A 12,701-nucleotide genomic window follows, 5' to 3' on the forward strand; every position below is an offset into this window, starting at 1 on the left:
TTTATTCAATCCACTCTTCTGTTGAATTCGATTATAATCGATCAAAATTCTTCCTGTATATATGCAATTTTCAAATTTACCAATTGTTTAACTTACGTTCGCTCACCATTTTGTTTACTTACAAAATTAAGTTTTTGTTTATTGACAAAAAAGTTGGCTATCTTACAATGAAAAGAGAGATTCCAACATTGAAGGATGGATAACCGTGAGCAGAAAAATTACGACCAGTGATATCTCACTAGAACTCGGCCTTTCCCGGAACACGGTATCCAAGGCACTTAACGGCCATCCTAGCATCACCGCGGAAACCCGAAAGAAAGTCATGGAGCAAGCCATTGCGATGGGGTACAAGAAATTGAAGCCATCCGTCAGCGGCAGTGGCGGCTCCACCGACCCTACAGGCAGAGCACGAAGCATCGCCTATATCACCAAGAGTCAGATTAACCACGGGACAGGCTTCTGGTTGAATGTCTTAAGCGGTGTCGAGCAGATGATCAGCCATGACGGATATGAGATGAAGCTTAGCTTTATTAAGAATGAAGATATTGAAGCGCTTGAGCTTCCGGCTCTGCTCGCAAGTGATATTGCCGGCTTTATCGTTGCAGGCAGCTTCGACAAGCCTTATACAGAGAAACTGATGGCACTTCCGCATCCAAAGGTGTTCATTAACGTCCATCCTGATCTGCCGTTGTCCGAGCTGCAGGCAGATGTCGTCTTTATGGAGAATGAGGACAGCATCTATCAGATCACCAGGCATCTGATGAAACTCGGCCATACCGAGATCGGATTTATCGGTGAAATTCATTCTTGCCGCAGCTTCATGGAGCGTTGGTTCGGCTTCCAGCGCGCTCATTTCGATGCCAATCTGCCGATTCAGCCATCACTTTGCATTACCGTGCAGAACGCGGAGAGTTATCAGAACTATGAAGGAATTGCCCGTTCCTTAAAAGAGCTGCCGAAGCTGCCGACCGCCTTCGTGTGTGCAAATGACAAAATCGCTCTTCATGTCATTAAGTATCTCTTTGAAATTGGCAAGGCGGTTCCTCGCGATATCGCGGTTACCGGATTCGACCAGATCAGCGAAGCGGAGTTTCTTGGCTTCACACTTACGACCGTCGCACTCGATGAGTACCAACTCGGCCAACGGGCAACGGAGCAGCTGTTCACTCGAATGAGCAAACCGGACCGCACGTTTGAGACCGTACGTTTAGCGACCCAAGTCGTTATTGGGGAGAGCTCGTCGACTAGATAGCCGTACCATCAACAAAGGCTTCCCCCCTTTAGCGTTCAAGTGAACGCAGGGTGAGAAGCCTTTGTTAGTTTGTTTGTCTGTTTGTTTGTGACGCACGGCAAACCGTTAGTTAACCTTAACCAGCAAATGCGAGTATTTCTTAATCTTCGCTTTCGAAATCGGGACACTTATTCCCGCATCCCCCTTGAAATAGGCATCATTGCCGTAAAGGCCAACCTCGATCCGATCCACAAGAGGTACATTAACGAGACAGGATGGATGAAACAAATCATATCCAAGTGGTGTAAGTACTCGCTTATAGTGCTCCACGTTGACTAATTGCAAGTAGACGCCATCCATCGTTACAAACATTGGAATCCCCGGCTTATAGCTCGACTTCCCCCTTAACTGAGGCGTCACCCCCATATACAGCACTTCTGTGGCTAGATTCAAATTTCTGCAGATGACCTGGTTGTTGACCGGTTCCATTTTGACGCAGTAGACATAAATGGAGTCCGTTCTCTCGTTGCTTTTGTTGACCACCTATTGCATTCTACCTCCTATATTAATCACAATTCGCGACTTTCTTAGCTACTAGTATATGTTCACATAACGTGATTGTAAATAACAAAAGACTCTTTTCGAGTCCATCCGTTTTCCTCGACCCTAGGTTGTAAGCTATAATAGCAAATGATTGGATGACGTCATGGAGGTGAACGGATGCGTACGTTCGGAGAACGACTTTCTTACTTGAGGCATCGTAAAGGTTTGTCACAAGAGGAGTTTTCGAAGTTACTTTCGATAGGGAAAAGCACGTTAGGGATGTACGAGACGAATAAACGCGAGCCCGGCCATGATATGACATCCCATATTGCAGCATTCTTCGAAGTAAGCGTGGATTGGTTAACGAGAGGCAGAGAATTCACCTATACGCCGATGGCTTCTACGCAAGAGGAGATCATCATCAAGGACCTCGTGCAGCGCTATAATATTGATCTGACAAGAGAGCGCACCAGAGAGAAGCTGGAGAAGATCATTCAGCTTGTTTTTGAAGAAACGACATGATGATCGCATTCTGAATAAACGCAATGAGTTCCTCAGTCGGTACATCACGTAATTCCGGTATTTCTTTCTTCAGTTCTTCGATCATGTGCTGAACGTCTTCCATAGACTTCGACTTACCCCTTCGGCAGCTGTTCTTATAGTATTAGTATAAATCGATTTGCAAGATTTGGAATATCGATTCAGATAGGTCGATTGTTGTTGACATAAACTAGTAAAACATGGTAACAAAAGAGGCTTCCCCTCACGTTCCGTTGAACGTGGAAGGGAAGCCTTTTCTTGTGCACGAGAGCAAACTTCTTTTTGTTCTGTACTTCCGCGATGAGCACATGCTTAGTCGCATTCCATCTCTAACGGTTGTGACAGTGGTTATTTGGCCTATACCGACCTTTTTTATATGCTAACGGTTGCCAGAACGCTTATTTGAACGTTTTCCACTAGGAAGCGACCCATTTGCTCCAATTATCGTCTGCCACAACCGTTAGCCTTTCAAAAAGGCTTATTTTCATCAAATAGCCACACTGACAACCGTTAAAGTTATGTTCATGAAGCAGATATAAAAAAGGACCACTGCTTCTGCAGTGGTCCTCAAACTGTCGAGAACGTATCGGACAGCCTTACGCTAGAAGGTTACTTTGTAAAAGTATCCTTCTCTCATTTTACAGTTCGACTTTGCATTATGGCTTGCTAGGAAGTCCGTTCGCTTGACGAATGAGTGAGAAATACTGATCTGCTAGAACGACGTCATACTCCGGTCCGAGAGAATCGGTAATGGCTACAACATCCGTTGGCGTCAGGCTCCACGCCAGAAGGCCGAGGGAGATGAAGAGCGGCGATTTGCCATCCCATTTCGCTTTGGCATCGGCAAGTATGTTCTTGCCTTCGCTTACAGCGCTAATGCCTCTGATCGTCGAAACCGGCAGCCCGTTGCTGATTGTCACTTCGGAAGTATCACCCCAGCTTAAGAATACGCCAGATGGATTGTACTCCTTGAGGTATGCCGTACTTTTTGCATCACTGAGCGGGATATTCTGTCCGTCTACACGGTTAAGGATATAAGGAATGTCCATTCCGGTCTGTTTCAAATACTTCTTGCTGCTCTTCAGGAAATCCGCGAAAGAGCTGTCCGGCCAAGCATCCGGGTAGAAGTATCCGGCACCGGAAGGTCCGGCGATAATTTGATCATTCGCTGTCGCCGTACTCCGGAAGTAGTTCAGCATTACGGGAGCAGCATCGTATAACAGCGGGCTGGATGTCCAGTTGATCGGCACTTGACCGCGGCTTGGATCATCCCACAGAATACGCATCCGGTGTTGGTTATATTGAAGGTTGTCCCCTTCACTGAACGTATAAGAGACATAGATTTTGTTCTCCAGCTTCACCGGAGCCGGCGCTTTCGACTTCACGTCCTTCGGCTTGGAACCGGAGAACACGGTCAAATTGCTAAACCAGTCAGCCGCTAAGACATAAACACCGTGGTTGGAAGTGATTTCAACGCCGTTGAACTCGCCTTCCACATCATTGTTGAACCAGCCCAAGTAAGGCGTGCCCGGTTTCACATCCGAGAGGATTTTCTCAAAGAGTGCCTTCTGCTCTGGAACATTGGAATCGAGCCAGAACACCATTGCTTTATTGGCAACTGCGTAGTCGCGCAGGTAACCATATGGCTCCTTGGTCAGCGAAGTGAACGGCTTCTCATTGCTGGCACTTACTTTGTACTGGTTCCACATGTCTGCGGATACAACCAGCTCTTTCGTTCCAGCCGGCGGTGTAAATTTATACGTGAAGTAACGACCGTTATCGGCAAAACGATGACCGCCGCTGCCATCCGAAACTTGCGAGCTTTGCGGATCGTAGAGGAACGGTTCTTCCTCAGGCTTACCCGGAAGGAATTGTGCAATGACTTGGCCATCCGCTTTCACGGTAACCTCATGCACGGCAGCACCCCATCCGTCAGCCGGGAAAGCATCGCCGAACTTCACATAAACATCAGGCTTGCTCAAATATTTGCTCAAATCAAGGTCGTATACTTTGCGATTCGCTGCATCACGCTCTTCCGTCGGCTCCTGCGCGACCGTTTCGAAACGATCCGGCTGTTCAACCGGTACGCGCGCGGTTGTATCCGGACTAAGTCCGACGATCATCCTGTGCGTCGCATCTTTCCATAGATTCTCGTACTGCCACGTGTAAGCATCTAACCGGTCTTTAAATTTTCCCTGCAGATCCTCAATCACACTTAGGTTATATGGAGCAGCTTTCAACTGTTCGGCAAGCTCTGGGCTTACAGCCACGCCGTCTTTTAGCCCCGCCAGCGTAGTAGCAACGTTAATTGAATCCGGGACGGCTGGATCGTAAATAATGATGCCTTTGACTTCGCCTTTATAGCGCTTCAGAATATCCCAGTAGCTGTCATAGACACGGTAGTTTACATCGAGGTCGTTAAGCCATTTGAATTTACCTTCTTCTTTGTTCTCAAGCAGGTAAATCCGCGGCTGCTGCCGATTCACAATGCCCTGCAACGTACTGAACAACAGCTTAATGTCTCCCGGAGCGTCATAAATATCAGCAACATCGAGCTGCTTAGCCTGCTTGAAGCTCGGGAGCATTTGCTCCTTCGGCCAAGAAATCGATTGATTATTGGCTGCACCATTTTTCGTTTCCGAAGATTGGTTTGCGTTCGCCTGAGTGGATTCTGCGAATGTGCCGGACGAGAACGTCATCGTGCATACTAATGCCAGACTGATTGCGGATAGCTTTCGGATCATATTTACTTACACCTCTCCATTTTGGGATTGTAACGCTACTTCAGAATCATTTGCCCTGGAAATACTCACTTACCGCGTGCCGCGAAAATTTAACGAACCGTAGAGGTCTTATTGTGCCGGAATTTAGGGTTTCGAGAATCTAACGAACCGTAGGGGCGTTATTATGGGGAGATCGGCTACCCAATACCCAAAAACCATCAAATAGTGCTTCTGTGGTTCGTTAGCATTTTTTAAGAGCTATTTTTAGCCAAATAAGCGCCCTGCGGTTCGTTAGAGCATTCCGCAACTCGTATTCCGCGTGCTGAGTCGCTCTTAGCCAACGCATATAACAACGGCTTGCCTATCGTAAAAAAGCTGTCCTAGTTGCTTACAGTCACACCTCCTTAATAACCTCTGCTCGCAGCAACCAGAACTTTAACCTCATCTATATATTTAATATATCTTTTATAATAACACAATCGTTTCGACAAAATTTCCCATAAAAATAAACAGCTAGCCCTACATTTAGGACCGCTGAAGAGCGGGATAGCGATGGAGATGCGCATTGGATGAAATACTCCTACTAGGATCTCCGCCTCCGTCATCAAAAGCGATATCGGTTTCCATGTTCAAGTCGATGTGATAGCAACCTTTAAATGAAAGAGTGATGACAAATAGACATAAAGAAAAGACCGAGCCAGAGGCCTCGGTCTTTTCCATTTACGATGAACACACTAGATTATTTCAATTAGCGTCTAGTACAATGCCTCAATCTGAACACCGCTAGGACTGTTATCATAACGGAGCAATAACGTCATACTATCCTCATCCCAAACGCAAACCACTTGCGACTTCGAACCATCCGCACCAGTTAGAATGACCTGCTGCGGTTCACGCGGACAAAGGAAGCGTGCAGAAGCCTGAATCCCTTCCGGTCCTCGAGCCGTGAACGCAAACCCTCCGTCCCGCTCCTCAATCTCATCGATTCTAGACGCCGCAGCAATTAGCTGCACGCCCTCTCCCGCTCTGCTCAGATCATAGAGCAGCGCTTGTTGACCCGGCTCTACCGTTACCTCATGAAGCACAGGAAGATCAGCGCTCAGCAAATCCACATACATACCGCTTAACACGAATGGCTGCGTGTTGACCGACTCTTCCAGCACGGCAGCTACAACATAAGGACCACGGCGCAGCGCCAGGCTGTTCATTGTTTCCCACTGCGAGACAGAGACAGATGCTTCTTGTCCTTGCGAGCTTCCCGCTGCCGCAAGAGCTCCTCTGACTACCTCGCGCAGTCGCTCGGCCACATCGGCGTGAAGCGCGCAATCGGCAGGGTGAACATTCAAATAAGCCACGCTTCCTCGGCCAACCGAATAAACACCAGGCTGCAAGGAGGCTCCCAAGCCCAGACAAGTGAATAGATGCTCCATCGGGGAGGCATACTTCTTCGCTCCCTGGTTCCACCACTCACGAACGAGGTGGAAGTCGTCGCTGCCATCACCTACATAGATGAGCGCTCCCCCATCCTTCACCCATTCCGCCAGCACGTTATGAAGACCTGCTGATTCCGGCTTCATATACTCATAACTAAGCACGAGTGCCTTGTAGTCATCCAGATACCCCGCGAATCTTCCGGCGTTATCCAGCTGTACAGGCCGCACTGCCGCACCATATTTCAACAAAGGCAAAGTCAAACCATAGAATGGCGACCAATCGAGCAGCTCCATAAATTCACTTCCGAGCGCCGAAGCCACTTCGGTACCGTCATATTTGAACGCAGTCGCCTCTTCGCTCCAGTCCGGATGATTGCGCTGGAACATGGCGGAATCCGCCAGCAGCACGCCGATTTGCAAATTCGAAGTCAACCACTCCGTGTCCGGCTGATCCATGTCTGCCAGCGTATTTAGCACAATCTGCAGCTCTGTCGCATAGGCAGCCGGAATGTTCACGCGCCCCTCTTCACCTTGTTTCGGATAGGTGCCTTGATAGATACGTCTAGGCCAAGGACATACCTCGTACCGGCTTACATGCGGATGCAGAAGCGAGGCAACCAAGGTCCGAATATAATTCTGGCGGTAATCCTCCCAAGTATGCTTCGGATCATCGGCAATCGGATCATGTAAGAACCACATCCGGCGGTCTGTCCCGCGAACAAGCTCCTGCATAATGCCATATTCCAGAAAAGCCGTCTCGAAGGTACGTTCCTTACGCACACCGTTATAAACATTCGGCGTCTGAGCCGTCCCCGTCCATACTTGCGCAATATAACCATCAATGCCCGGCAGCTCCAATAGCTTCGACTCTGGGCTGACAATCCGCCACTGCGTATAGTTAATCAGACTATGTGTCGGCACATAGAATCGAATATTCCGGTCGTACTTGACCTTTCCGTATTCCTTAAGCGAATTACAAATCCGGTCCAGCGTACGGGCATAGAGATGTACTTTCAGCTTTGATGCCCGATATTGCGCATCAACCGTCGCATGCGGCGGCTGCCAAGGCTCCCGGTAGAAAATTTCCCACTCTCGCTTGAACGCATCCGAATAGCCGCCTTCCACCCAGAACTCCGGTTCTTCCAAATGGATCGCTTCCACGCCTGCATCCACAGCAACGCGGATCTGTTCGGTTAGGAAATCTGCATAAGCAATCGTTGGTACCATATAAGGAATATCCACGGAGGTGCCGTGAATGATATGCTCGTTTCTACGATTCTTCTGCGCTTCATCCCAGTGCGTTCTGCCATCCACTTCACCGTTTAGATAGTGCTGATAACCTCCCCAAGATACGCCGGTCATCAGATGCACCACATAACCCTTTTCCTTCCACGCACGAATGCGTTCCTTCAAGTCTCCGCGAATCCCGTACACCATGACAAAATCAGTCTGCAAATCATACGACGGATGGTACGGTCCACCCTCCTGAAAACCGGTTAATTCGCTCGAGCGATCTCTTGAAATTAAGGACACGGCTGCATGCCTCCTTCTATAAATAAATCAAAAGGGAAGGTTTTCCCTCCCCTTTCTTGTTATGCATTCAACTTGATGCGAAGCGTCTTAATCTCAAAAGGTTGGAATGCCAGCTCTGCCGATGTCGAATTCTCCTGCAAAACAGCGAGGGGATTCTCCAGCAGATCGGTCTCTTCGATCGATAGACAGGTCAGTCCGAAATTCACCTTCGTCCGCGCCCGTGTACCCGAAGCTTCGTACAACCGGATGATAAGATGCTCGCTATCTTCCGCTTTCTTGACAGCCTCGATCATCACATGCGGATTATCGACTTGCACCAAGGAGCGCAAATCGGAACGTCCTGCCGCAGACCCAGCACCAGCCGACTGCACGACGGTAAGCGGTGTATTCAATTCGTAGCCTTTATGGAACACCTTCGCCTGAACGAAATCCCCCTGATGCGGATAGATTGCATAAACGAACTTGTGCTCAGCCCGGTCGCAGACAGGATCCGGGTAGCCGGGGCTCCGCAGCAAATTCATATCCAGCACGTTTCTCTCCGCACTGAAGCCGTACTTGCTGTCACTAAGCAGCGCGACACCATAATCTGGCTGCGATAAGTCTATATATTGATGTGCGCAAATTTCATCTCTAACGAACTCTACCATCGTATTGCGCGTTGTCGGCCGTTTCAAATAGCCGAACTGAATCTCGCAATTGACGTGCTCCGACATCACGCTGACCGGGAAGGAGGTACGAAGCATTTTCTCCGACTCCTGCCAATCCACCTTCGTTTCGAACTGAATCGTCGTTCCTTCTTCATCTAATACAATTCGCTGTTCCAGCGCTGACGCACCGAAACGATAGCTTTGCACAAGCACCGCTTTCGAACCCGAAATGGAAGCTGAGGAGCTTTCAAGCTGCATCGTGCCCGCTACTGTATCCCTGTAATCGCGCGGGAAATCCCATGCATCGCCTTTATCATGATAGATCGTCAGCACGTTAGCATTCTTACCGGCTTCAATAGATTCTCTGCCCGCAACTTTGTCATAGATCGATAGAATGCTCCCATCCGGAGCAAAAGCAACTCGCAGATTGCGGTTTTCAAGTAATGATTCATCTGCGTGCAGTTCTAGTGGAGCCTGTCGCAGGTCGTTATCCACACAACGCATCTCTTCCGAGAGTGCAATAAAGCCCATTGGCGGCACTTTCACAGCGTACTGGACGCCATTCTGTTCCACCAGCTCATCACGTTCCCATGGCAGTGAATTGACAACAATTGCTTGCCTGCTTGCAATGCCGGACAGACCCGCAACGTTCGCATAGGTTTGCTCGATCATCTCTGCCACTCGGGTATGAAGGATTTCATAGCGGGCCAGCGATTCATCAAACACGCGAGTAATCGAAGAACCCGGCAGGATATCATGGAATTGATATAACAAAACTTCTTTCCATACTTCATCTAGTTCTGCTGTCGGATAAGCCTGCGTCTGGCCACCGAGCGCAAGCGCCAGCGATGCCGCAAATTCCAGCTCCCGCAGCGACTTTTCCATTTTGCGGTTATACCATTTGTTTCTGGCCTGCGATGTCAACGTCCCTTGATGCTTCTCCAAATACAGCTCACCGCGGTACGTTTGGAACTTCGGTCCTTCCTCCGCAAGTTTCTCGAAGAAAGACAGAGAAGATTCCTGAACGACCGGCGGCAGTCCGAGCAGGTTATGCTCTCGCGCCAAACGCTCTAAGTGTTCTTCTCCAGGGCCTCCGCCGCCATCCCCGATGCCAAACAACATTAACGCATGTTCGGAAACATTGCGGTCGAGATAGCTGCTCTCAATCTTGGCAAGCGACCTCGGTGCTCCAGGGCTATTATAAGTATCCTCAGGCGGCAGATGAGCAAGCACTTTACTGCCATCAATACCTTCCCAATGAAAACTATGATGCGGATGCGTGTTGTATACGCTCCATGACAGCTTCTGCGTCATCATGTAGTCGACGCCGGACTTCTTCAGAATCTGTGGAAGACTCGCGTTATAGCCGAATACGTCGGGAAGCCACAGCACCTTCATCTCCTGGCCAAACTCATCCTGGAAAAACTTCTTCCCATATAGGATCTGCCTAACCAATGCTTCGCCACCGGAAATATTCGTATCCGGCTCCACCCACATTGCGCCTTGTACTTCCCAGCGCCCCTCCTTCACTCTCGCCTTAATCTGGTCGTAGAGCGTCGGATAATACTCTTTCATCCATTGATATAGCTGCGGCTGACTTGCGCCGAACACATAATCGGGATACTTCTCCATGTTGCGAAGTACGGTCGAGAACGTCCGCGCCCCCTTGCGAATGGTCTCCCGAATCGGCCATAACCACGCCAAATCCATATGTGCATGTCCAATGGCGCTTACCGTTATCGTTGGATCTCCCCCGCGTTTGGCAAGCTGCTTGGCTAGAATCTCCCTAGCTCGCGCAACGGTTTCATCATTAATGACTTCAAGCACAAGCGCCGACTCGTACAGACTTTGAATAACGCGATCTTTCCTTGCGCCGGCATCCGGCACTTGCTCCGCCAGCTCCAGCAGCACCTCATAGTCATAATAGAGGCGACGGGTTTCGTCGTTGCATATTGCAATATCCGCTTCTTTGAGCGTACCGCTTCGATACTTCCCGAATAAGTCATTGCACCCTGCATCAGCCCACAAGTCGATCGTTTCCCCGGCAGCAGACTCACTAACATCCACCACACGTTTGCCCGGCAATCCCAGGCTGAAATCAAATTCGGAGTTAATGTTGGTGAGTCCTTGATACGGCGATCCTTCGCGATCCACCAAGCACAGCTCACCGTTCACATCAATAAGCAGCACAACCTTCTTTCCGGCAGCACTCTCCGGTACGCGTCCTTCGAATCGAAACCAAGCGCAATCCCATAAATGGCCCCATTTATCGCCCGGCTTTACTTCCAAGTATTCTCCGGATGTACGTTCTGAATAAGGTACCGGCTCCTTAGTCACCCATGCTGAAACGGTCAAAGATGCGATCGGTTCATAGATGGCGTGTCGAATTCTCGGCAAGAGCCCTTTTGCCTTATCCAGTATTATTTTCTTAGTCTCGTAGGGCATTACGGTCCCTCCCCATTCCCTGAAAGTTATTAAGAAAGAGGACTGACAAACACAGTCCTCTTCGTCTTTGGTTCTATTTATTTGGTTACCAATTCAGCACGCTTCTGAGCATCATCGAGAATGGCTTTGATGTCGCCGTCTGTCATGAGCGATTTCACTGCCGCATCACCAAAGATTTGCCAAGCCTTCGAGTTGTCTTTCGCAAAGGTTGGAAGACCTTGAACGTTGCCGATCATCGCTTGATAGTGCAGGTACATTTCCGGATGCTTCGTTTTGTAGTCATCCGACTCCGCGATTTCTTTCAGAATTGGCGAGCGCGTATTGGAATCCGCAATCAGCTGCTGTACTTCTGTGCTGTACATCGCTCTGATGTAATCAAATGCCGCTTCTTTATTCTTAGCATCTACAGGAACGGAGTGGAAAGCTGCTCCGATTGTTACGTTACCCGGCTTGCCGTTTGGCGACACTGGAATCGGCGCCATACCGCATTCTAGGCCAACATTCTTACATTCTTGTGCACGCCACGGACCATCAATCAAGTAGGCCAGTTGACCTTTATTCCAAGCATCGAAGTATGTACCTTCGTTGTTATTCAACATCAGACCTGCAGGATGGTTAGCGTTCAGTGCTCTCAGCAGCTCGACAACTTCAACGTTAGCATCGGAATTGAAGGTCGGTTGTCCGTTTGCATCGGCAAATGTTCCGCCGTTGATTGCAACCAGAGCACCGTAGCGAAGGTATCCGCCGAAGTTAGGAGCGCCATATACGCCGCCGCCGTAAAACTTGCCTTTACCTGCGTCCGTTACTTTCTTCGCGTTGTCTACAAGCTCAGCCCAAGTCGTAATGGCTTTCTCAGGATCCAAGCCCGCTTCTTTTACCAACTTCTTGTTCCAGAACAAGCTGCTTACACCTGGCTGGGAAGCCAAACCATAAATCTTGCCGTCGATTTCCATCGGTTTCCATGCTGCAGGAGCAAGCTTCTCACGAATTTCTGCTGCCATATCATCCGGGAATGCTTCAAGCAATCCTTGTTGAGCAAAACCAGGCATTTGCGTTTCGCCTACGATGATGTCCGGAATGTTCTTTGCTAGGAAACCTGCTGTTTCTTTCTGGATCAGCGGCTCGCCCCAGCCCCAGTCTTCGGTTTTGACGCTTATATTTTTTTCTTTCAATTTCTCGCTAATGAATTTTTGATAATAAAGACCGAATGCTCCGCCTTCAAATTGATTGCCCGGCGTATAGCTTGTATCTGTGCCGCCGTCTTTCAGCTCTTTCTCTTTCGTAACAAGCAATTCATCCACTAAGCCCACGCCAATGCCGACAGCGCCTTCATTCAATACAGTAAGCGTAACAGGTTCTGCAGCAGCAGGCGTATTCTCCGTGGTGTTAGCCGCCTCATTCGTTGCTTCAGTAGTATCCGTTGTTGCTGTGTTGCTTGGCTTCTCATTCTCTGCTGCGGTTTTGTTGTTATTCCCGCCGCACGCCGTCAGAGCAACCATCAATAGCGCTGTTCCCATCAAGGCTGTGGTCTTTTTTAATTTCACTTGAACCCCTCCATTTGTGGATGACTATTTGCTACACCTGAAATATAACATATCAATACAAT

At 49.0% G+C, this 12,701-nt stretch carries 8 protein-coding genes; 2 read left to right on the forward strand and 6 right to left on the reverse strand.

Annotation, left to right across the window (positions count from 1 at the left end):
• The first annotated feature begins 205 nt into the window (after positions 1-205).
• Positions 206-1,252 (forward strand): LacI family DNA-binding transcriptional regulator, encoded by a 1,047-nt coding sequence (locus AC506A_RS16150; RefSeq protein WP_495462042.1) that lies wholly within the window; start codon positions 206-208, stop codon positions 1,250-1,252.
• A gap of 105 nt (positions 1,253-1,357) precedes the next feature.
• Here the strand turns inward: AC506A_RS16150 and AC506A_RS16155 are convergent, their stop codons facing one another.
• Positions 1,358-1,774, reverse strand: a complete 417-nt coding sequence (locus AC506A_RS16155; RefSeq protein ID WP_495462043.1) for a hypothetical protein — start codon at positions 1,772-1,774, stop codon at positions 1,358-1,360.
• Between the two features lie 177 nt (positions 1,775-1,951).
• Here AC506A_RS16155 and AC506A_RS16160 point away from each other — a divergent pair, with 177 nt between their 5' ends.
• Positions 1,952-2,296 carry a helix-turn-helix domain-containing protein gene (locus AC506A_RS16160; RefSeq protein ID WP_495462044.1) on the forward strand — a complete coding sequence of 115 codons (345 nt, stop codon included), beginning with the start codon at positions 1,952-1,954 and terminating at the stop codon, positions 2,294-2,296.
• Here AC506A_RS16160 and AC506A_RS16165 read toward each other — a convergent pair.
• From AC506A_RS16165 to AC506A_RS16185, 5 genes are all read right to left on the reverse strand, one after another.
• A complete protein-coding gene (locus AC506A_RS16165) occupies positions 2,265-2,399 on the reverse strand; it encodes a hypothetical protein (RefSeq protein WP_495462045.1) in 135 nt (44 codons plus the stop codon). The two genes, AC506A_RS16160 and AC506A_RS16165, sit on opposite strands and share 32 nt — an antisense overlap.
• Positions 2,400-2,970: 571 nt before the next feature.
• Positions 2,971-5,058 (reverse strand): GxGYxYP domain-containing protein, encoded by a 2,088-nt coding sequence (locus tag AC506A_RS16170; protein ID WP_495462046.1) that lies wholly within the window; start codon positions 5,056-5,058, stop codon positions 2,971-2,973.
• A 734-nt stretch (positions 5,059-5,792) separates the two neighbouring features.
• The gene (locus AC506A_RS16175) at positions 5,793-8,003 is read right to left on the reverse strand and encodes a hypothetical protein (protein ID WP_495462047.1); all 2,211 of its coding nucleotides are present in this window, start codon (positions 8,001-8,003) and stop codon (positions 5,793-5,795) included.
• A 59-nt stretch (positions 8,004-8,062) separates the two neighbouring features.
• A complete protein-coding gene (locus AC506A_RS16180) occupies positions 8,063-11,095 on the reverse strand; it encodes an alpha-mannosidase (protein ID WP_495462048.1) in 3,033 nt (1,010 codons plus the stop codon).
• Between the two features lie 77 nt (positions 11,096-11,172).
• Entirely contained in the window at positions 11,173-12,639 is a 1,467-nt protein-coding gene (locus tag AC506A_RS16185) for an extracellular solute-binding protein (protein WP_495462049.1), read from the reverse strand.
• Between the last annotated feature and the right edge of the window lie 62 nt (positions 12,640-12,701).

It is taken from the genome of Paenibacillus sp. N22P23 (assembly GCF_059383735.1).

What these genes read in the sequence shown, in the direction of transcription:
- AC506A_RS16160 (WP_495462044.1), top strand. Translation starts at nt 1,952, where the DNA reads ATGCGTACGTTCGGAGAACGACTTTCTTACTTGAGGCATCGTAAAGGT.
- AC506A_RS16165 (WP_495462045.1), bottom strand. Translation starts at nt 2,399, where the DNA reads ATGGAAGACGTTCAGCACATGATCGAAGAACTGAAGAAAGAAATACCG.
- AC506A_RS16170 (WP_495462046.1), bottom strand. Translation starts at nt 5,058, where the DNA reads ATGATCCGAAAGCTATCCGCAATCAGTCTGGCATTAGTATGCACGATG.
- AC506A_RS16180 (WP_495462048.1), bottom strand. Translation starts at nt 11,095, where the DNA reads ATGCCCTACGAGACTAAGAAAATAATACTGGATAAGGCAAAAGGGCTC.